This is a genomic window from Pseudomonas farsensis (genome assembly GCF_014268805.2).
Taxonomy (GTDB): domain Bacteria; phylum Pseudomonadota; class Gammaproteobacteria; order Pseudomonadales; family Pseudomonadaceae; genus Aquipseudomonas; species Aquipseudomonas farsensis.
Map to the genome: position 1 here is coordinate 531,722 of NZ_JABWRF020000001.1, position 21,135 is coordinate 552,856.

At 62.8% G+C, this 21,135-nt stretch carries 17 protein-coding genes and 1 tRNA gene; 6 read left to right on the forward strand and 12 right to left on the reverse strand.

Annotation, left to right across the window (positions count from 1 at the left end):
- Positions 1 to 21 precede the first annotated feature (21 nt).
- Complete coding sequence (gene bglX / locus HU719_RS02380; RefSeq protein ID WP_186535693.1) at positions 22 to 2,310, reverse strand: beta-glucosidase BglX; 2,289 nt, start codon at positions 2,308 to 2,310, stop codon at positions 22 to 24.
- Positions 2,311 to 2,532: 222 nt separating this feature from the next.
- Between bglX and HU719_RS02385 the strand changes: the two genes are divergently transcribed.
- The 4 genes from HU719_RS02385 to HU719_RS02395 all read left to right on the forward strand — a co-directional run bounded on the left by HU719_RS02385 (position 2,533) and on the right by HU719_RS02395 (position 5,396).
- On the forward strand, positions 2,533 to 3,141 hold the full coding sequence (locus HU719_RS02385; protein WP_186535694.1) for a TPM domain-containing protein: 609 nt from the start codon (positions 2,533 to 2,535) through the stop codon (positions 3,139 to 3,141).
- A 99-nt stretch (positions 3,142 to 3,240) separates the two neighbouring features.
- Positions 3,241 to 4,458 carry a class I SAM-dependent methyltransferase gene (locus tag HU719_RS02390; RefSeq protein WP_186535695.1) on the forward strand — a complete coding sequence of 406 codons (1,218 nt, stop codon included), beginning with the start codon at positions 3,241 to 3,243 and terminating at the stop codon, positions 4,456 to 4,458.
- 177 nt (positions 4,459 to 4,635) lie between these two features.
- Positions 4,636 to 4,908: a hypothetical protein gene (locus HU719_RS23520; RefSeq protein WP_225917095.1), complete on the forward strand. Its 273-nt coding sequence runs from the start codon at positions 4,636 to 4,638 to the stop codon at positions 4,906 to 4,908.
- Positions 4,908 to 5,396: a helix-turn-helix transcriptional regulator gene (locus tag HU719_RS02395; protein ID WP_186535723.1), complete on the forward strand. Its 489-nt coding sequence runs from the start codon at positions 4,908 to 4,910 to the stop codon at positions 5,394 to 5,396. The genes HU719_RS23520 and HU719_RS02395 overlap by 1 nt, the downstream gene beginning before the upstream one ends.
- Positions 5,397 to 5,501: 105 nt before the next feature.
- Here HU719_RS02395 and HU719_RS02400 read toward each other — a convergent pair whose 3' ends face one another.
- Positions 5,502 to 6,506, reverse strand: coding sequence for a DUF4917 family protein (locus HU719_RS02400; protein WP_186535696.1), 1,005 nt, complete (start codon positions 6,504 to 6,506; stop codon positions 5,502 to 5,504).
- Between the two features lie 190 nt (positions 6,507 to 6,696).
- Here HU719_RS02400 and HU719_RS02405 point away from each other — a divergent pair, with 190 nt between their 5' ends.
- Positions 6,697 to 7,740 carry a glycerophosphodiester phosphodiesterase gene (locus tag HU719_RS02405; protein WP_437179652.1) on the forward strand — a complete coding sequence of 348 codons (1,044 nt, stop codon included), beginning with the start codon at positions 6,697 to 6,699 and terminating at the stop codon, positions 7,738 to 7,740.
- On the opposite strand, the gene HU719_RS02410 is transcribed toward HU719_RS02405, so the two are convergent.
- From HU719_RS02410 to HU719_RS02435, 6 genes are all read right to left on the reverse strand, one after another.
- Entirely contained in the window at positions 7,734 to 9,428 is a 1,695-nt protein-coding gene (locus HU719_RS02410; protein WP_186535698.1) for a SulP family inorganic anion transporter, read from the reverse strand. The genes HU719_RS02405 and HU719_RS02410 overlap by 7 nt on opposite strands.
- A gap of 161 nt (positions 9,429 to 9,589) precedes the next feature.
- Positions 9,590 to 10,831: a multidrug effflux MFS transporter gene (locus HU719_RS02415; protein ID WP_186535699.1), complete on the reverse strand. Its 1,242-nt coding sequence runs from the start codon at positions 10,829 to 10,831 to the stop codon at positions 9,590 to 9,592.
- Positions 10,828 to 12,120, reverse strand: a complete 1,293-nt coding sequence (gene fabF / locus HU719_RS02420; protein ID WP_225917096.1) for a beta-ketoacyl-ACP synthase II — start codon at positions 12,118 to 12,120, stop codon at positions 10,828 to 10,830. The genes HU719_RS02415 and fabF overlap by 4 nt, the downstream gene beginning before the upstream one ends.
- 69 nt (positions 12,121 to 12,189) lie before the next feature.
- Entirely contained in the window at positions 12,190 to 15,276 is a 3,087-nt protein-coding gene (locus HU719_RS02425) for an efflux RND transporter permease subunit (protein ID WP_186535701.1), read from the reverse strand.
- On the reverse strand, positions 15,273 to 16,376 hold the full coding sequence (locus HU719_RS02430) for an efflux RND transporter periplasmic adaptor subunit (RefSeq protein ID WP_186535702.1): 1,104 nt from the start codon (positions 16,374 to 16,376) through the stop codon (positions 15,273 to 15,275). The genes HU719_RS02425 and HU719_RS02430 overlap by 4 nt, the downstream gene beginning before the upstream one ends.
- A gap of 77 nt (positions 16,377 to 16,453) precedes the next feature.
- Entirely contained in the window at positions 16,454 to 17,068 is a 615-nt protein-coding gene (locus HU719_RS02435) for a TetR/AcrR family transcriptional regulator (RefSeq protein ID WP_186535703.1), read from the reverse strand.
- 83 nt (positions 17,069 to 17,151) lie between these two features.
- Here HU719_RS02435 and HU719_RS02440 point away from each other — a divergent pair, with 83 nt between their 5' ends.
- On the forward strand, positions 17,152 to 18,603 hold the full coding sequence (locus HU719_RS02440; RefSeq protein WP_186535704.1) for an efflux transporter outer membrane subunit: 1,452 nt from the start codon (positions 17,152 to 17,154) through the stop codon (positions 18,601 to 18,603).
- A gap of 64 nt (positions 18,604 to 18,667) precedes the next feature.
- Here the strand turns inward: HU719_RS02440 and HU719_RS02445 are convergent, their stop codons facing one another.
- From HU719_RS02445 to HU719_RS02460, 4 genes are all read right to left on the reverse strand, one after another.
- Complete coding sequence (locus HU719_RS02445; protein ID WP_225917097.1) at positions 18,668 to 19,180, reverse strand: hypothetical protein; 513 nt, start codon at positions 19,178 to 19,180, stop codon at positions 18,668 to 18,670.
- Positions 19,181 to 19,338: 158 nt separating this feature from the next.
- Positions 19,339 to 19,689 (reverse strand): hypothetical protein, encoded by a 351-nt coding sequence (locus HU719_RS23525; protein ID WP_225917098.1) that lies wholly within the window; start codon positions 19,687 to 19,689, stop codon positions 19,339 to 19,341.
- A 51-nt stretch (positions 19,690 to 19,740) separates the two neighbouring features.
- A tRNA-Gly gene (locus HU719_RS02455) sits at positions 19,741 to 19,814 on the reverse strand.
- 116 nt (positions 19,815 to 19,930) lie between these two features.
- Positions 19,931 to 20,815 (reverse strand): alpha/beta fold hydrolase, encoded by an 885-nt coding sequence (locus tag HU719_RS02460; RefSeq protein WP_186520912.1) that lies wholly within the window; start codon positions 20,813 to 20,815, stop codon positions 19,931 to 19,933.
- Positions 20,816 to 21,135 lie beyond the last annotated feature (320 nt).

Here is a 21,135-nt window from a genome sequence, read left to right on the forward strand (position 1 = left end):
GGCGGGGCCTGGCGCGCTGGGTCAGAGCAGTTCGAAGCTTTGCTGCTGCACGTTCTGCGAGTCCAGGCCAACCTGGATATTGAACTGCCCAGGCTCGGCCACATGCTGCAGCTGGCTATTGTAGAACTTCAGGTCCTGCTCACTGATGTCGAAGGTCAAGGTCTTGGCTTCGCCGGCCTTGAGCAGCAGCTTCTGGAAGTTCTTCAGTTCTTTGACCGGGCGGCTCATCGAGGCGCTTTCGTCCTGCACATACAACTGCACCACGGTTTCGCCGTCGCGCTTGCCGGTGTTCTTCACCGTGACCTTGGCCTGCAGGGTGCCGCCGCGCTTGAGCGTGGCCTGGGAAAGCTGCAAGCCCGACAGCTCGAAGCTGGTGTAGCTCAAGCCGTAGCCGAACGGGTACAGCGGGCCGTTGGGCTCTTCGAAATACTGCGATGTGTAGTTGCCCGGCTTGCCTGGGGTGAACGGGCGGCCGATGCGCATGTGGTTGTAGTACATCGGGATCTGCCCGACCGAACGCGGGAAGGTGATGGCCAGGCGCCCGGATGGGTTGTAGTCGCCGAACAGCACGTCGGCAATGGCGTTGCCGCCTTCGGTGCCACTGAACCAGGTTTCCAGCAGGGCATCGGCCTGCTCGCGTTCCCAGGCAATCGACAGCGGGCGGCCGTTCATCAGCACCAGCACCAGCGGTTTGCCGGTGGCTTTGAGGGCCTTGATCAGGTCGCGCTGCACCGCCGGGATTTCCAGGGTGGTGCGGCTTGACGATTCATGGGACATGCCGCGCGATTCGCCAACCACCGCCACCACCACATCCGACTGCTGCGCGGCCTTGACCGCTTCGTCGATCAGCACCGCCGCTGGGCGCGGGTCGTTGATGATCTCGGGTGCGGCAAAGTTGAGGAAGTTGAGGTAATCGAACATCGCCTTGTCGCCGGTGACGTTCGAGCCTTTGGCGTAAACCAGCTTGGCCTTGCCGACGGTGGCGCGGACCAGGCCTTCACGCACGGTCACCGAGTGCTCGGGGCGGCCGTCGGCGGCCCAACTGCCCATCATGTCGATCGGGGCGTCGGCCAGCGGGCCGACCAGGGCGATGGTGCCGGCCTTTTTCAGCGGCAGGGTCTGTTTGTTGTTCTCAAGCAAAACCAGGCTGCGGCGCGCTACATCACGGGCGGCCTCGCGGTGCAGGCGGTCGTTGCCGTAGTAGTCGGCAAGGTCGGTGTCGGCTTTGCCGATGCGTACGTATGGGTCTTTGAACAGGCCCATGTCGTACTTGGCGCCGAGCACCTCGCGCACGGCCTGGTCGAGTTCGGCCTGGCTCACTTCACCGGACTTGAGCAGCCCCGGCAGCTCTTCGCCATACAGCGAGTCGTTCATGCTCATGTCGATACCGGCCTTGATCGCAAGCTTGGCCGCCTCGCGGCCGTCGCGGGCCACGCCATGGCGGATCAGCTCCTGGATGGCGCCGTGGTCACTGATGGTGACGCCCTTGAAACCCCAGTCCTTGCGCAGCAGGTCGTTCATCAGCCAGGTGTTGGAGGTGGCCGGTACGCCGTTGATCGAATTCAACGCCACCATCACCCCGCCCGCGCCGGCATCCAGTGCGGCGCGGTAGGGCGGCAGGTAGTCGTTGTACATCTTCACCGGGCTCATATCGACGGTGTTGTAGTCGCGCCCGCCTTCCACTGCGCCATACAGGGCGAAGTGCTTGACGATGGCCATGATGCTATCGGGGTTGGCCGGGCTTGAGCCCTGGAACGAACGGACCATCACCTGGCCGATCTTCGAGGTCAGGTAGGTATCCTCGCCAAAGCCTTCGCTGGTACGGCCCCAGCGTGGGTCGCGGGCGATGTCGACCATTGGCGCGAAGGTCATGTCCAGCGCATCGGCCGAGGCTTCGATGGCCGAGGTGCGGCCGACCTTGGCGATGGCGTCCATATCCCAGGTTGCGGCCAGGCCCAGGCTGATCGGGAAGATGGTGCGTTCGCCATGGATGGTGTCGTAGGCGAAGAACATCGGGATTTTCAGACGGCTGCGCATGGCAGCGTCCTGCATTGGCCGGTTTTCCGGGGCGGTGCGCGAGTTGAACGTACCGCCAATACGGCCAGCGGCGATTTCTTCGCGGATCTTCTCGCGGGGCATTTCCGGGCTGATGCTGATCAGACGCAACTGGCCGATTTTTTCGGCTTCGGTCATTTGCCCGAGCAGATGGGCGATGAAGGCCTGCTTGTCTTGCAGGGGCGGGGCGGTAGGGGCGGCTAGGGCCGCCTGGCTGGCGAGGGCCATGGCCAGGCCCAGCAAGGACAGTTTCATCGTCGATTCCGTTATAAAGGCGGGCACGAAGGCCGTGCGCGGCCGAAGTTGTTCAGGCAGCTGTTTATTGTTCAATGCCCCAGGCGTACGTCGTAGCCGGGCTGCACTGTTTTGAACCTGTGGCAGCCGGCGATTATGCCTTATCTACCGCCAATGTTGAGATACACTCTGCCCAGCCCGATGCCGGGATAACAATGATAAGAACGCCCGAGAGACGATGGCATGACCGAATACGAACAGCGCCAGATCGCCGAGGCGATCGCTCGCGCCGAGCGGCGTACCGACGCGGAACTGGTGACGGTACTTGCGCGCCGCGCCGACGATTACCCGTACCTGCCGCTGCTGTGGGCTGCACTGCTGGCATTGTTGATCCCGCTGCTGCTGCACCGCTGGCAGGGCGGCATCGGCCTGAATGCCTTGTTGCTGGCGCAGACCTTGACCTTCATCAGCCTGTGCCTGCTGTTGCGTCACCCGCGCCTGGCCTGTTGGCTGGTGCCGGCCATTCTGCGCCGCCGGCGCGCCTCGGGCCTGGCCCGCCAGCAGTTTCTCGAGCTCAACCTGCAACTGACTGCCGGCGCGACCGGTGTGCTGATATTCGTCAGCGAGGCTGAGCAGCATGTGGAAATCCTGGTAGATGAAGGCATCGCCCGGCACTTGCCGGCGCGCGCCCGCGAGGCGATGGTGGCGCGCTTTACCGAACAGGTCCGCCAGGGCAACACGCTGCAGGGCTTTGTCGAATGCATCGAAGCCTGCGGCGCGCTGCTCAGCGAGCATGTGCCGCCGACCCAGGCGCGCAACGAGCTGCCCAACCGGCTGGTGATCCTTGATTGAGCCGCGTCCATCGCCAAACCCTTCGCGCAGGGCGGTGCGCCACGTAGAATGCGCGGCATTGCGCACAGCGCTTCCCGTATTTCGAGGCACCTTTCCCCCATGTCGTCCGCCATTTCCGCCCCTGCCGCGCCCGATGCGCGTGCCCAGTTCCTGAGCCTGCTGGCCGATGCGCTGGGTGACGCCAGCCTGAGCAAACTGGTGCTGGCCCGCCACGTCGGCGCCGATGCCACGCTGCAGCGGATCATCGCCAAGCCTGTGCAGATCAAGGGCGAAGCCTATCTGCAACTGGTCTACCGCCATCAAACCCGCGACATCACCCGCAACCTGCCGTGGGCGGAGGTTGGGCAACTGGTGGCCGAGTTGCTGCCTGAGAGCTTTCGCAATGCCCACCTGTTCAGCGCTGCGGGCGAGGTGCAACTGAGCTTCAGCAAGAAGGGCAAGGCGTTGTTGCAGCGCCACCTGGCCCAGCAGCCGCAACGCGAAGCCAGCGCCGGGCATGACCGCGAGAAAAAACGCTACCTGGAGCTGAGCCGGCCGTTTTTGCGTGACCTCGGCGTGACCGACGCCCACGGCGCATTGATCCCGTCGATGTCGCGCAAGTGGAAGCAGATCAACAAGTTCATCGAAGTCTTCGACCATGCCCTGGCCGGCGCGCCGCTGGCGCCGGACCTGCCGCTGCGGGTGGCCGACTTTGGCTCGGGCAAAGGCTACCTGACCTTCGCCATGCATGATTACCTGCGCAACAGCCTGGGGCGCGAGGCCCAGGTGACTGGCGTTGAGTTGCGCGCAGACATGGTCGAGCTGTGCAACGGCGCGGCGGCGCGTCTGGAACACCCGGGCCTGGTGTTCGAGTGCGGCGATGTGCGCAGCGTGGTGCCCGAAGCCATCGAGGTGATGATTGCCCTGCATGCCTGCGACGTGGCCACCGACTACGCCATCCACACCGGTATCCGATGCAACGCCGCGATCATCATGTGCTCGCCGTGCTGCCACAAGCAGATCCGCCCGCAGTTGCAGAGCCCCGGGCTGCTGCAGCCGATGCTGCAGTACGGCCTGCACCTGGGCCAGCAGGCCGAGATGCTGACGGACAGCTTGCGTGCGCTGTACCTCGAGGCCTGCGGCTATGAAACCAAGGTGTTCGAGTTCATCTCCCTGGAACACACCAACAAGAACAAGATGATTCTTGCGGTGAAACGGCGCCAGCCTCAGGACAACAGCGCGTTGTTGGCAAAAATTGCCGAGCTGAAGGCGTTCTACGGGGTGCAGGCGCATTGCCTGGAGACGCTGTTGCGGGCTGATGGCTTGATTGCTGGCTGATATCTTTCGCGCATTATGTCGGGCGTTTCCTCATGCGCAGGGGAAACGTCTGAAGCGCCATTTATCAGGGAAGCACTGCCCCGAATCTATCTAGGCTGGCTTGGGATCGACGCAATCTGGCGTCACCGGGTTGTCACTTGACAACTTTTATCCCACGTTCATACTGGAGCACATTCGATGGCCCGCCCCGCGCACCCCAACAAGGAAGTCGAGCACGCCCTGAGGCATGCAGAGGAGCAGGGCTGGACCGTTGTGCCTGGGCGCGGCCATTGTTGGGGGCGCATGTATTGCCCCAGCAATGATCGCGAATGCCGTTGCGGTGAGTTCTGTATTACCAGCGTGTGGAGCACGCCACGCAATCCCGACACATTCGCCCGCCAGTTGCGGCGTGTTGTAGACAACTGCGCGGTGGAGCGCGGTCCCCTCATTCAGCCAGTGGAGTACCCATGATGGAGTACCAGTTCACGCTCAAGTATCAACTTGCCAGCGATGAAGACCTTGAGGCCTTGGTCGAGCGCCTGGGGGCGGCGGGTTGTGACGATGCCATGGTCGGCCTCGGCCAGCCAGGGCGCCTGGCGCTGGCCTTTGCCCGGGAGGCCGAAAGCGCGCAAGCCGCTTTGAACAGCGCGTTGGCAGATGTGCGCCAGGCATTGCCCGTGGCACAGCTGATCGAAGCAACCCCCGACCTGGTCGGCCTGACTGACGTGGCGCAGCGGGTAGGGGTAACCCGGCAGAACATGCGCAAGCTCATGCTTGCCCACTACCGCAGTTTTCCGCCACCGGTGCACGACGGCGGCACGGCGCTATGGCACCTGGCCGATGTGTTGGCCTGGATGCAGGCCCGTGGCGGTTATCCGGTGGCCGAGCCGGTGCTGGAACTGGCCCAGGCGGCGAGGCGGGTCAACGTGTGCAAGGCTTACGAGCGCCTTGCCCTCTGAGGCGGTTGCTTTCAGAGGGAGCAAGGCTGGCATGGTCTAGGCGGACTTGAGGCCGCTCCTACACAAGACCGCGCCGCTTGTGGGTTAGTGGCTGGCAATGCCTTCTTAATGCAACCCAAGCGGTGCATTGATCGCCAGCTCCGCGTGCCCCAATGGGTGGCTGCTGGCATCGAAAAAGTGCAGTGAAACCTGGTCAAGGTCGCCGAACCTGTCGATATAGTGCTGTTTCTGGTTAAGGATGGACGCTTCGTTCAGTGGCCTGATGGCAATCGCCAGGTGTTTGGGCCGCGCCTGGCGGATGGCATCGAGCAAGTGCTGGTCGCTGCTGTCCAGGTGCTGGCCGAACAGGCATAGCCCTTCATGCTCACGGGCCAGTTCGCCAAGGCTCCAGCTCAGGTAGTCCGAGTGGCGGATGGCGCGCAGCTTTTCGTCACTGCGGTCTTCGTTGACGAACAAAGGCACCTCGCCAGGAATGTTCACCGCAAAACCGTCCAACAATTCGGCGGCGTCTGCGCTGCGCTGGCGAGTAGTGCCGTCCGGAAGCTTCAGCAAGTGCAGCCCGCCGTGCAGGTGCAACACACGGATGCCGGTGGTGCGGGTGCGACGCACATCGAAAAAGCCCTGCTCATCGAACAGCTCGGCAAACCCCTGCGGGGCCTGTTGCACAGCCCAAGGCAGCAGCAGGTCGTAGTTGCTGGTGTAGACGCTGCGGAACTGGCGCAGCGCCTGGTTGATGCTGGTCAAGGTGGCTTGCGGCACCCGTGACCACGGCACATGTACGGTACGCACGGCGTGGATCAGTGCTTCCTTGATCGAGTAATAGCGGTTAAGGGGCGCGGTCGAGCTGATCGCCAGCGCCGCGTTAGCCCGCACCGTCTGATTCAAGGTGCTTAACACCGGCTCGAACAGTTCGGTCGCCAAGGCCTTGAACAGCGCCATGTCGCTGACGGCCAGGCCTTTTTTACGCCCGGCACGCTGGGCCTGCTCATGCAATGAGAAGTAACCGAACGGCTTCCACACGGCCCGGCTGGCGCCATTGCCCAGCAACAGGGCGCTGCACGGGTGGCGCTGGTTGAGGTCGGCCCAGGAGGGCAGGTCGTGTGCGGGCATCGGCAGGTCCATAGGTGTGGCGGAAAACGCCGCGACTTTAGCATGCAATGCTCAATGTGCGAGGCTTGTGGCCACACAGGGAAACAAAGCCCCCTGTGGACGCAGGGGCGAGATGGCGATGATGTGCGCCCGTTGGCTGCGGCCATGCAGCTGCCGCACACAAGAGGACTGCTCCATGCGCAACTGTTTCATGCATTCGTTCACCCTGGCCGCACTGTTATCCGTCGTGACCCTGGCATCTGCTGCGGTGAGTTCGCACGGCATCCCCAACCCCGCGGTCATCGCCCATCGCGGCGCTTCCTACGATGCACCGGAGTCGACCTTGCCCGCTTATCTGCTGGCTCGGGAGATCGGCGCCGACTACCTGGAAATGGACCTGCAGCGCACCCGCGACGGTGTATTGGTAGCCGTGCACGATGATGTACTCACCCGCACCAGCAACGTTGCCGAGCGCTTCCCCGAGCGGCAGGGCAGCCCGGTCAGCGCTTTCACCCTGGCCGAACTCAAGTCGCTGGATGTTGGCAGCTGGTTCAACCGCGTCTACCCCGAGCGCGCCCGTGCAGCGTACCGCAACCTGCGCATTCTCACGTTGGATGAGGTGATCGATATCGCTGAAGGCAACCCTGAGCGCCGGCCAGGGCTGTACATCGAGACCAAGCAACCCGCGCAGTTTCCAGGCATCGAGGAAGACCTCAAACAGCGCCTGGCCGCGCGCGGCTGGTTGGAGCAACCGGGCCGTGTAGTGTTGCAGACCTTCGACCGGCACAGCCTGGAGCTGCTGCACCAAGCCATGCCGCAAGCGCCGAAGATCTTGTTGCTGTGGGTTGGCAAAGGCGGCATCGAGCCTGCCTCGGGCAGAAGTTTCGCCGGTACCACCGATGACGACAAAGCGGCGTTCTACGCCCAGCAGCAACCCAAGGACCACGCCGAATTCGAGCGCTGGCTGGACTACGCCAAGGCGGGCGGCGCCATAGGCACCGGCCCTTCGGCCACGCGTAACGCGCTTGGCGAACAAAGCTACGCCGACCTGATTCAGCCTTGGATGATCGAGGATAACCATGCCCGCGGCTTGCTGGTGCACGCCTATACCCTGGACGACGCCGTGGACTTCGAGCGGGCGATGAAAGCCGGCGTGGACGGCATCTTTACCAACCGCGCCGGCGAGCTGATGCGTTTCTACGGGCGCCCAGTGGCGCAGAGCGAGGGGCAATTGCTGCGCACGTTGGGCTACTGATCGCGCCGCTTCTCACTGTTGCGCCACACCCGATACGCCCGGATACCGGCCCGCACCGAGCCGAACAGCAGCCGGTCTTCCATCTCCCGCGCCATGCCTGAACGCACCAGCATGCGCAGGAAGGTGCCGCGGGCGCGGGCGATGGCAAAGTGAATACCTTGGGCTGCCAAGGTGTCGCGCACCTCGCGCAGCGCAGCGATGCCGCTGACATCGATGCTGGTTACCGCCTCTGCATCGAACAGCACCACTTGCGTCTGCTCCTGGGCTTGCACCGCTTCGAGCAGGCGCATCTTGAAGTAGTCGGCGTTGAAGAACAGGATCGCGTCGTCGAAGCGGTACACCAGCAGGCCCGGCACGGTCCGGGCGTCCTGGTGCTGGCGCACGTCCACCTGGCCCTCGATGCCCGGCACCCAGCCCAACACGGCATCGGTCGGTTGGTAGATGCTATAGAGCAGGCGCAGGATGGCCAGGGTGACCGCGAACACGATGCCCGGCAGCACGCCCAGGCCCAGTACGCCAACGGTGGTCAGCAGGCACAGCCAGAACTCGAAACGGCTGAGGGTGTGGATGTACTTGAGCGATTTCACATCGATCAACCCCCAGCCGGCCATCAGCAACACTGCGCCGAGCGCCGCCTGCGGGATCCACGCCATGGGCGCGGTGAAAAACATCAGGATCAGCGCGATCACCAGGGCCGCGATGATGCCCACCAGTTGGCTCTTGCCGCCGACCATGTCGTTGACTGCCGTACGCGAGTCGGCGCCGCTGATGGCAAAGCCCTGGGACATCCCGGCGGCCAGGTTGCTGACGCCAAGGGCGACGAATTCATGATTGGCGTTGATCGCGTAGCCGTGCCGGGCTGCGAAGCTGCGGGCGGTCAGCATGGCGCTGCAGAAACTGATGGTGGCGATACCCAAGGCATCGCGTAGCAGGCTCTTGGTTTCGGCGAGGTTGCTTTGCGGCCAGGCAAGCTCCGGCATGCCCGCCGGCACCGGCCCGAGTATCGCCACGCCGAAGCGGTCCAGGCCAAACAGCCCGGCCAGCGCGGTGAACGCGACCACCGTCACCAGTGCGGCCGGCAAGCGCGGGTAGCGCCGTGGCAGCCAGATCAGCAGGGCCAGTGCCGCGGAACCGATGAACAAGGTCAGCCACTGGATTTCGCCCAGGCGCTGGACGAAGTTGATCAGGCTGAGAATGAAACCGTCGCCTTCTATCTTGAACCCCACCACCTTGGACAACTGCCCGGCAATCAGGCTGAGGCCGATGCCGTTGAGGTAGCCAATAAGAATCGGCCGCGAGAAGAAGCTGGCGATAAACCCGGCGCGGGCAAGCCCGGCAGCGATCAGCATCACCCCCACCAGCACCGTGACAATTACCGACAGTTCGGCGATGCGCTGCGGGTCGCCCATGGCCAAGGGCGCCACGGCGCCCGCGATCATGGCGCAGGTGGCCGCATCGGGCCCGACCATCAACTGGCGCGAGCTGCCGATCAGTGCGTAGACGATCATCGGCAGTACGCAGGCATACAGCCCGTATTGCGGCGGCAAGCCGACGATCTGGGCGTAGGCGATGGCGATCGGTATCTGGATGGCGGCGACCGAAAGCCCGGCTTGCAGGTCGGCGTGGAACCACTCGCGGCGGTAGTGCAGCAGGTTGGCAAGGCCCGGCAGCCAGCGGGAAAGAAACATGAACAGTCCTTTGGAAATGTTTCAGGGAACGTCGGCATTTATGCGCTGCAAGCCCCTTGGCTTGCAAGCGCGCAATCGGCCGGCATTCAACCCGATCAGCGCGCAGGTGGTGATGGGCCAGGTCAAGGAAGGTGCAGATACGGCCAAGCCAGCACGCGCGGCTACCTTGCCGGCTCTGTGCTTGGGCGCATGTAGATTGAAAAACAAAGGATGGCCAGTGCACATGCAGCGCTTTGGGTGATCCCCAGTACCACCGCAGGTGGGTATCCGGGGGTTGAAATGGCCCAGGTAGAAACGGCCCCAAGGCCCATGGTCAGAAAGCCCAGGAATGCTGACGCCAGGCCGGCCTCTTTGCCAAATGGACTCATGGTCAGTGCCGTTCCCAATGGGTTCGCAAGCCCCATGCCCCATAGGAACATGACCATTGACAAGGTGTACCACCCTAACCCCGGGTCGGCGGGGCCTGCAACAAGCAGTGCGCCTGCCACACATGCGATGACCAGCCCCAGCAGCGTGACGGGTTTGCTCCCGTAGCGATGCGCCAGGCGCGGCGCCGCCAGGCCTGCCGCAAAGACAATGAACACGGTTGCTGCAAAGTACAGCCCCATCTGTAGCGACGACAGGCCGATGCCAGCCATCAATAGCGACGGTGTGGCGGCAAAAGAGGCGAACAACCCGCTCATCAGCAAGCTGGTAGAGAGCGCAGGGAGTATGAAGCGTCTGTTGCCGGCGAGCCTTGTGTAGGTATTCAAGATGGCTGCCAACGACTGGGCGGTGCGGCGTGCTGGTGGCAGTGTTTCCCCTATGCCTTTGAGATAGAACACTGCGATGAGTAACGCAGCGATGGCTACGGTCACGAACAGCGCTCGCCACCCCAGTGCAGTGTTGAGCAGGCTGCCAAGCAAGGGTGAGAACCCTGGAGCTGTCGCGGTGGCGATCATGGTCAGCGACATCGCCCGGGCCAGCGCCTCACCTTCATAGAGGTCCCTTGCAATCGCGCGTGCCAAAACCGCAGCCGCGCAGACGCCGACCGCCTGAATCACCCGTCCCATGATCAGCATGTCCAAGGTCTGGGCGTTCGCCGCCCAGAACGTGCCCAGCACAAAAATCATCAAGCCGCCGAACACCAGCCGCCTGCGTCCATAGCGATCGGCAAGCGGGCCGACCACTAGCTGGGCAAAGGCAAAGGTGATGAAGAAACTGGAGAGCGTCAGCCCCAGTGCTTGCGGGGCAACCTTGAGTTGCCGAGCGATATCCGGAAAAGCGGGCAGGATGATGTTGGTCGACAGGTTACTGATCGCTGCCAGTGCTGCCAGCAGAATGATTACCCTGGCAGTGAGGCCGCCTGGGTTTTGCGCCTCGCCGTCATCAGTACGGGCTTGGTTGCCGCTGTGGCTGTTCAAGCGCCTGCCCCCCAGCGACGGAACAGCACGCTGGCGTTGACCCCGCCAAAGCCGAAGCCATTGGATAGCGCGTACTCGATGGTTTTTTTGCGGGCCTTGAGTGCAACCAGATCAAGCCCGCTGGCGGCATCGTCGGCGTGCGTCAGGTTCAACGTGGGCGGCATGACCTGATCTTGCAGCGCCAACACCGTGAAAATGGCCTCGATGCCACCTGCCGCACCGAGAAGATGGCCGGTTGCCGACTTCGTCGAAGTGATGGCTACGCCACTGCCACTGCCGAACACAGCGCGTATGGCGGCGAGTTCGCCAGCGTCACCCACCGGGGTCGAGGTTGCATGGGCATTGATGTGGTCCACCGCTTCAGGCGCCACGCCTGCCTGCTGCAAGGCAAGTTGCATGGCGCGCCTGGCGCCGCTTCCGTCCTCGGGGCCGGCAGTCAGGTGGTAGGCGTCAGCGCAGGTTCCGTAGCCGACCAGCTCGGCCAATGGCACCGCACCGCGGGCCAGGGCATGTTCCAGCGACTCGATCACCAACAGGCCAGCCCCTTCGGCCATGACGAAGCCTTCGCGCTCACGGTCGAAGGGGCGCGAAGCCTTTTGCGGGGCGTCTGCATGGCCGGTGCAAAGTGCGCGAGCTGCCGCAAAGCAACCCAAGGTCACGCGGTCGATTGCGGCTTCGGTGCCACCGCAGATGGCGATGTCCGCTTCACCGCTGCGGATCAGCCGAGCCGCATCGCCTATGGCCTGCACACTGGCTGCGCACGCGGTAACGGGTGCGCCCAGCGGCCCTTGGAAGCCGTAGCGGATCGAGACCTGCCCGGCGGCCATGTTGGCCAGAAACGCGGGCGCCGTGAACGGCGACAGCCTGCGCGGGCCGCGGGTGTCGGTGGTCCGTACTGCATCGGCGATGGCGCCGAAGCCGCCAACGCCCGAGGCGATGATGGTGGCGGTGCGCGCGCGCTCTGCCGCGCTCTCGGGGTGCCAGCCGGCTTGCTGCAATGCTTCATCGGCGGCAACCAGCGCGAACTCGATGAAGCGATCCATCTTCTTGCGTTCCTTGGCGGGGATCACGCGCTCTGGCTGATAGCCGGCCGCTGCGTCCTCATCCAGCGTAGGCACGCGGCCACCCACCGACACGCCTGTGCCGTCGACCACATCAGTGGGCAGGGCGCGGATGCCTGACTGGCCGGCCAGCAGCCGGCGCCACACTTCCTTGACGCCGCAACCCAGCGGGCTGACAACGCCCATACCGGTTACCACGATTCGTTTTTGCGACAGATTGGCAGCCATTTCGACCTCTCGTAGGACCATGCGCACCCCCTTCGGCTAGCGCCGGGAGTGCGCGGTTGGAATGTGAATTCAGGCAGGTTGTGCAGCGTCTGTGTGGGCCACCCGCGGGCGGATCTTGAACCAGATCGAATACATCGCCGGCAGGAACACCAGGGTCATGATGGTGCCCACGAGCGTGCCGCCAATCAGGGTGTAGGCCAAGGTGCCCCAGAACACCGAGTGGGTCAGCGGGATGAACGCCAGGATGGCGGCCAGCGCTGTGAGCAGCACTGGCCGTGCGCGTTGCACCGTGGCCTCCACCACAGCGTCGAAGGGCTCAAGGCCATCGAGTTGGTTGTGTTGAATCTGGCCAATCAGGATCAACGTGTTGCGCATCAGAATCCCGGAAAGCGCGATCAAGCCAACCAGCGCGTTGATCCCGAATGGCTGCCCGAACAGCAGCAATACCGGCACCACACCGATCAACCCCAGCGGCGAAGTCAGGAACACCATGGCCATGGCGGAGATCGAGCGAACCTGCAGGATGATGATCAGCAATGTCAGGGCAATCATGATCGGCAGCAGCGGAACGATTGCCTGGCTGGCCTTGCCCGATTCCTCGGTGGAACCCGCCATTTCGACTTTGTAGCCGCGCGGCAGCGAGCTGACGATCGGCTGCAGGTCTTTCCAGATGGCAGCGGATACATCAGGCGGTTGCAGCCCTTCGGCGATATCGCCGCGAACCGTCATGGTCGGCGTGCGGTCGCGGCGGCGCAGGATGGGGTCTTCCATGCGGATACTCACCTCGCCGATCTGTGAAACCGGCACCCGCTGGCCGCTCGCGCCCACCAAGGTAAAGTTTTCGATCTGCGCAGGGTCGAGCCTGATCTGGCCGGCGGCGCGGCCGACCACCTGCACCGAGCGGATGTCTTCCCTGACCGAGGTGATCGGCACGCCGCTCAGCAGAAACTGCAACTGCTGCGACACTGAGGCGGACGTCAGGCCAACCGCCTGCAAGCGGTCCTGGTCCAGGGCAAAATGCAGCGTAGGCACCCGTGGGCCCCAGTCGGTGTTGACGGTCTTCATCATCGGGCTGGCGTGCAGCACGGCCTCAACCCGTGCTGCAATCTGGCGCAGTTGCGCGGGGTCCGGGCCCATTACCCGGTACGCGACGGGGTAGGGGGAATACGGGCCAAACACCAGTTGCGCGACCCGCACTTGAGCTTGCGGCGCCAAACCTTCCGAGGCTGCCTCACGCAGGCGATGCTTGAGGCGTTCGCGAGCGTCCTGGTTTTCCGTCAGCACGACGATCTTGGCGAAGGACGGGTCTGGCAGCTCAGGTGCCATGGCCAGGAAGAAGCGCGGGGGGCCCTGGCCGATGTAACTGGTGACAATCTTGGCTTCTTCCTGCTTGCGCAGCCAGGCCTCGACCTTGATTGCGGTGGCATTGGTCTGCTCGATGGACGTGCCGTAGGGTAGCTGCAACTCCACCAGCACTTCGGGGCGGTCGGAGGTTGGGAAGAATTGTTTCTTCACCAGCCCCATGCCCAGCACGGCAATGACAAACGTGGACACCACCGTGCCTGCCACAAGCCATTTGTGGGCGATCACCCAGCCCAGCAATACGCGGAAGCGGTTGTAGTGGCGGGTGTTGTAGATAGCCGCGTGGCCGCCTTCGACTGTCTTGATCTGGGGCAGCAACTTCACCCCCAGGTAGGGCGTGAAGGCAACCGCCACCACCCAGGATGCAATCAACGCGATGCCGACAATCCAGAACATGTTGCTGGTGTATTCGCCGGCGGTGGACTGGGCAAAACCGTTGGGCATAAAGCCGATTGCGGTGACCAGGGTGCCGGCGAGCATCGGGGCAGCGGTATGGCTCCAGGCATAGGCCGACGCCTTGATCCGGTCGTAGCCTTCCTCCATTTTCACTACCATCATTTCGATGGCGATGATTGCATCGTCGACCAGCAGCCCCAACGCCAGGATCAGCGAACCGAGGGTGATCCGGTCGAAGTTCTTGCCGGTTGCGGCCATCACCACGAACACGATCGCCAGGGTCAAGGGCACTGCCGCTGCAACCACGACGCCGACGCGCCAGCCCATGCTGACGAAGCAGACCAGCATCACCACCAGCAAGGCCACGAAGAACTTGACCATGAATTCGTCGACGGACGAGGTGATGTTTACCGCCTGGTCGGTCACTTTGCTCAGTGTCATGCCCAATGGCATGCCTGCGTTTATCCGGGCGGTTTCCAGCTCCAGGGCTTTGCCCAGGTCCAGGCCGTTCCAGCCTTCGCGCATGACGATGCCCAGCAGCAGCGCAGGCTCCCCGTCATGGCGTACCAGGAATGTCGCCGGGTCTTCGTAGCCGCGTTCGACGGTGGCCACATCCTCAAGCTTGAGCGTACGGCCCTGGGTCACCACCGGCGTTTCGCGGATTTTTGCCAGTTGGTCGAAGGCGCCATCGACCCGGACCACCACCTGTGGGCCGCTGGTTTCAACGGAGCCTGCCGGCGACAGCGCATTCTGGCTGCCCAGCGCGGCAAAAATGTCCTGCGGGGTGACCCCGAGCGTGGCCAGGCGGTCATGGGAAAACGACACGAAGATCCGCTCGGCCTGCTCGCCGATGATGTTGACCTTCTTGACGCCGGGCACATGCAGCAGTTGCTGGCGCAGGGTTTCGGCATCGCGTACCAGTTCGCGCTGGGGTTCGCCTTTGGCCTTCAGGGCGTACACGGCGAATGTGACGTCCGAAAACTCGTCATTGAGCATAGGGCCAACCACACCGGCAGGCATGAGCGTGGCTTGATCACCGACCTTCTTGCGGGCCTGGTAGAACTCTTCCTGCACGGCAGAAGGCGGGGTCTTGTCCAGCAGCGAAACCATGGTGAAGGCCAAGCCAGGCCGGGTATAGGTTTCGCTGCGGTCGTACCAGCGCAGTTCCTGCATGCGCTTTTCCAGAGGTTCGGCAACCAGGTCCTGCATCTGCTGCGCGGTGGCGCCGGGCCAGGCGGTGATGATGGTCATCTGCTTGACGGTGAAGGGCGGGTCTTCGGCGCGGCCCAGCTTGAAGAAGGCGAGGGTGCCGGCGAAGGCGATCAGCACGATGAGAAACAGGGTGATCGAGCGCTCGCGCACTGCCAGCGCCGACAGGTTGAAACGCGGCTGGCTCATCGCTGCTGCTCCGTGGCCTGGTTGACCTGAGGCTGCTCCATGACTTCGGCTCCGTCGCGCAGCAGGTGCGCACCCAGTGCCACCACCCGCTCGCCAGGGTTCAGCTCACCTTTCACGACCGCGTTTTCGTCACTGACACTCAGCACTTCGACCGCGCGCTGGGTCACCTTGGCCGGCTCGCCGGCAATCACCCACACACTTGCACCTGCGCCCTGGTCAAAGAGGGCACCGACGGGCACCTGTCTGGCCTGGGAAGTGCTGGTTGGCTTGGCAATATCAAGCGTGACGGTTGCCCCCAGTGGTGCGCTCGCCAACGCCCCGGTCAGCACGTACCTGGCCTCGAACGTGCGCGTGGTGGGGTCGGCGGCATCGGAAAGCAGGCGCAGTTTGGCGGGAAAGGGCTGCGCGGGCTTGCCGAACAGCGTTGCAAGGGCTGTGGAACCAGGCGCTGGGCGCAAGGTTTCGGGCAAGTGCACGACAGCTTCGCGTTGGCCGGCCTTGGCGACTCGCACTACGGCCTGGCCTGCAGCGACGACCTGGCCGGGTTCGGCGAAGGTGTCCATCACCACGCCGTCGACATCGGCCAGCAGTACGGCGTATTCAGTGGCGTTTCTGGCAACGTCAGCTTGTGCCTGGGCGGCACTGAGCTGGGCCTTTGCCGAGTCGGCCGCCGCTTTGAGCTGGTCGTAGGCCGAGGCCGAGACCGCGCCCTCGGCCACCAGCCCGCGATAGCGCGCTTCGTCGTCAGCGGTCTGCCGGGCCCTGGCCCGGGCCGCCGTCACCGCTTCCTGCTGGGCGCGTGCCTGCAGGTTCAAGTCCACCGGGTCCAGGCGCATCAAAGGTTGCCCGCGCTTGACGGTTTCGCCGGTGTCGACCAGGCGTTGCAGAACCTTGCCGGAGACGCGAAAGCCGAGGTCACTCTGGGTGCGAGCGACCACTACCCCAGTAAATGAACGTGCAGGCTCCACCGCGTCCTGCACGATCGCTGCCCTGACCACCGGCGGCTTGTCGCGCGGGTCTTTGGCAGGGGCTGAATCGCCGCAGGCGACGAGGGTGAGTGGCAGTAGGCAACCGACTATTGCGGCAGGACGCAGGCGCATGGGATCCCTTTCTCGAAAGGCGACATAGGAATCCCATTTTTATACTGGTGACCATTTCTGTCAATGGTCACGATCGTTCAAGGTGCGAGGCTTCTGAGTATCAAGGCCGGCAGCTGGATGATCGCGTCCTGCAGTGTGTCCAGGTTGTGTTGAAGCAGTGCGGCATTCACGTACGGCCGCATGATCAGAAAGATGCCCAAGGTCGATTCGTCCAGCGGGGTCTTGCGCTCGAACTCCCCGGCATCGCGCCCCTGTGCAAGGATGTGCTGGATGACCTGGCTGATGGTGGTTTCATGGGCTTTGACCGACGACCACTGGTCGCGCGATGCCACGGCGGCTATGTCATAGAGCTTGCGGTCGTGGAAGAAAAGGTCCGAGCCGCCCTCGGCAATGGCCCGGAACAGACGCCTTAGCTTTTCCGAGGCAGTGGGCGCATCGCCGGTGGCGACTTCGATGCGCTGCCTGATCAGCGCCAGTCGGCCGGAGCAGATCACCTCGCCGATGGCTTGCTTGGATTCAAAGAACTTGTAGATGTAGGCCTTTGAAAAGCCGATTGCCTTGGCCAGGTCCGAGACCGTGGTCTTGTCATAGCCATAATGGGCAAAGTGCTCCATGGCCGCCTGGATGATCTGATCCCTCACGTCGTGGTCAGCAGGCCCCCGCGCCGGCGAGGGTGGAGAAGATTTAGTCATTCTTGAAGCATCCTGGAACTGATTGACAGTTTGTGACCAAAATATAATATGGTCACAACCCTTCTTGGTCTACGAGAATCATCATGCTGCCCTATCGAACGCTTGCCCTGCTGTTGAGCGCCAGTCTCACCGCAGGGTGCATGGTTGGCCCGGATTATAAACAGCCAGAGCTCGCGCTGGCCGATCATTACATCACCGCGGCGCAGGTGGATGCCGCCAGTGGTGCCCCGCCCGTCAACCTCGATACCTGGTGGGAGGGCTTTGCCGACCCTGTGTTGACCGGGCTGGTCAACCAGGCGCTTGAGCAGAACCTGCAGTTGGCGCAGGCACAAGCCCGTGTCGTGCAGGCCCGCGCTGTACTAGGGGCCGCCAACGCCGCCCTGGTGCCTTCGGCGGCTATGGATGGCCAGGCTGCTCGCGCGCGCCAGTCGGTGGAAACGCCACTGGGCCAGGTGCTGAATTCAACGCCTGGCTATGACCGCTACGGCAACAGCTATGAACTCGACCTGGGTGCACGTTGGGAAATCGACCTGTTTGGCGGGCTGCGACGTGACCGTGAAGCGGCCTTTGGCGAGTACCAGGCGTCTGCAGCGGGGGCGGTTGCAACGCGTCTGGCCGTTGCGGCGCAAACCGCAGACATCTACACCACGGTGAGGGGGCTGCAAGCGCGGCTGGCGATTGCGCACAAGCAGGTGCAAACGCAACAGGACCTTCTGGCCAAAGTCAGCCTGCTCAACCGCAAAGGTGTGGCGGCCGATTTCGAGGTTCGCCAAACCGAGGGCGAACTGGCGCAGGTCGAGGCGACTGTGCCGGTTTTGCGCGCGGGCCTGGAGGCTGCACTGAATGCCTTGGATGTCATGCTGGGTAGTGCGCCGGGTACCCATCGAACGCTGATGGCAACTGAGTCGCCCATCCCACAGGTGCCTGCGCTTGCGCAAATCGGCGCACCGGCTGATCTGCTGCGTCGTCGCCCCGACCTGATAGCTGCCGAACGCAGGCTGATGTCGAGCAATGCCATGATCGGCAGTGCGATCAGCGAGTACTACCCCAAGTTCTCGTTAGGCGCCCTGATCGGCAGTGCCTCCACGTCCGCAGGAACGCTGTTCAGCGGCGATGCCAATCAATCAGCCGTTTTGCTCGGCCTGAGGTGGCGGCTGTTTGACTTTGGCCGCATCAACGCACAGATAGACCAAGCCAAAGGGCGCGAAGCTGAAGCGCTGGCCTTCTACAGGCAATCGGTGTTGAGTGCCTCGCAAGACGTCGAAACCGCCCTGTCTGCCTTGGTCAACCGCCAGGCCCAGGCCCGCACATTGCAAAGCGGCGAGTTGTCGCTGGAGCGCGCCCGGCGGTCGTCATTCGTTGCCTTCGAGAACGGCGCGGCAAGCCTCATAAACGTGTTGAACGCCGATCAACAGTTGCTCAGGGCTTCGGATGCGCGAGCGGTTGCGCAAACAGAAGCGGCGCGTGCTGCGATTGCGGCTTATCGTGCCCTGGGCGGTGGCTGGTCGGCCCATGCAGAAGTGGTGCAGCGGTGACCGGGCTGCGTCAGTGCTTTGGCTGTGCCCGGTCACTCCTGATGGTTTCTGGCTACATGCCCGTTTAATTGGGCTGATCCACAGCGCCAGTGGCGGGCGAAGGTTGCTGCTCATCCTTGGCGCTGATGTCGACGGCGACACCCATCACTTTGGCCAGCCCTGAAACCAGGTTTTCCTTGGCCCTCTTGGTGAATTCGTCTTGGGTGGCGCTGGATGCGGCGCCGAAGAGAATCAGTAGTACGAGCACGGTAGTGAACAGGTTACCCAAGACGCCTCCAGCGCCTCCATAGACCAAGCCTTTGAAGCCCCGCCATCCCCGTTTAATGAGGGTTTCGGGTTCGTGCCTGTCGATGAAGTCCCACAGTTGCTTCTTGAAATGCTTTTCGAGTTCTTCCTGCTTTTCCTGTGCAGCTTGGGCCAGGACTTCAGCCATCACTTGGGTCGCTTTGTCCCGGTAGTCATCGAGCGCTGGTATCTCGGCGCAACTCACGTGGATGCTAAGCTCGGCATCGGTAGGCCGCCTGTTGTGCAGGCGCTGGAATTCGCGGAGGTACTTTTGCTTGCTCTGCTTGTACAAGCAGTAGGCCAACTGGCCAACGATGTCAGTATCGTCAGGGACTAGCTTTTGATAGACAACGTTGTACTCCCCGTTGTGCTGAGGGGAAGGTGGGGCGGAGGTTGAAGGGGCTGCGCAGGCTGCTGGGGCCAGTTCGGGGGATTCCCCTCGGCTACCCACTATGCCTGCAGTTTACGCTTTGCGTTGGCAAAACGCTCGTTGATGGAAGCAGCATTCTCCGTGCTGAACAGGCCGCGAGCGAAGCTGCCCACAGCTTTCTTCGAGCTGTAGCGATTCAAAACTTTAGTGGTGAAGTCGCTTTTGCTGTTTGAGCGAAACGCTTTGATTAGACTGGTCATCCGCCCTCCGTTTGCTGCAGAAGTATACACCAGGCATGCCACACAACCACACACGCGGTTGATGACGTAGAGCTGATAGATGCGCCAGATTTGGCTGAAATTCTGGTTGAAATGTGGCAGGTCGACCAGGGGCTTGTAACGCGCGGCCAGGCATAGCATGGCGCTTGGCAAGAAATACGCTGGGTACTAGGGAGGCGAGCCGAGCGGCTCTAGATAGGCGGTTGGAGCGGGTAGAGGGAATCGAACCCTCAACTAAAGCTTGGGAAGCTTTCGTTTTGCCACTAAACTATACCCGCGTCAGCGAACGACTTTTTACCAGAACTCCCTTCGAAATAGAAGCCCACGTTATAAAAAAGCTTGTCGGCGAGCCTGCAGCCAGCGGGTAACTGTGGGCTGAAGGTCGCCGATGCGCTCAGATGGCCACTGCATGTTGGCCCTGTGTGTGGGCGTAGCGCGCGCGCGGCTGGCGCACGCTTGGCTTGAGGAAGCCCAGCATGGCGCTGCGGGTTTGCTCGCAGGCACCCTTGTGTTCCATGTCGAGGAAGTGCCCGGTCTCACGGATCACGCTGAAGTGACTCTGCCCGACATGCCGGGCGAACTGCCGGGCATCTTCGGCGGTGGTGTATTCGTCACGGTCACCGTTGATGAACAGCACCGGGATATTGATATTGCGCGCGCCGTTCAAGGCCCGCTCAAGGTCGTGCGCCAGCACCTGGTTGATGTGGTGCAGCATCTGCGCGTACTCGTGGCTGTCCAGGCTGCTCACGTGCCGATAGTTGAAGCGCTTGAACAGCGACGGCAGGTGCTTGCCAATGGTGTCGTTGACCAGGTTGCCCACCTGATAGCGGTCGCACGCAGCCAGATACTGGCAGCCACGCTCCAGATAGTCGCGCATGGGCTCGTTGATCACCGGCGAGAACGAGCTGACGATGGCCTTTTTCACCAGGCGTGGCTGATGCGCCAGCGCCAGCAGCGTGCAGGCGCCGCCCCATGAGAACGACATCACATGGTCGGCTGCAAAATGCTCGATCAGTTCGAGCAGGATGTGCGCCTCGGTTTCTTTGTCGAGCAGGCGTTCCTGGCGATTGTGCGGCTTGGACTTGCCGGCATACGGCTGGTCGTACAGCACCACGTTGAACTGCGGGTGCAGGCTGCGCACCGTCTGGGCAAAGGAGGCCGTGGTGGCCAGTGAGCCGTTGATCAGGATGATCGTCTTCTCGGCGCCTTCCGCGCGATGGAACTCCGTGTAAACCCGGTACTGGCCTTGGATATCAAGTACAGCGATTTCTGGCCTCATGTCATCGACTCCTGGCGCAAAAAGGGTATTCGCGTCACCTCGGTTTTGTACGAAAAGTCGCCGAGCGGCATGATCGTCGCGCAGGCACTTTCGAACAAAACCTAGGGTGCACGTGCTTTATGACAGGTAGGCATTCGCCTGGAATTGAAACCGGTGGGCCCTTGTGTCGATCCTTGACGCGTTGAGTCGACGGTATTGTTGTGGCGGGCAATTTGCCGTGCCCCAAGGCATCAAGGCCCTGGGTGGCCGGCAAAAGGTGTCTTGGACTGCATGCGTGACTGCTTGGTCACATGCGGACCGACAAGAGTGCAGTCAAGCAG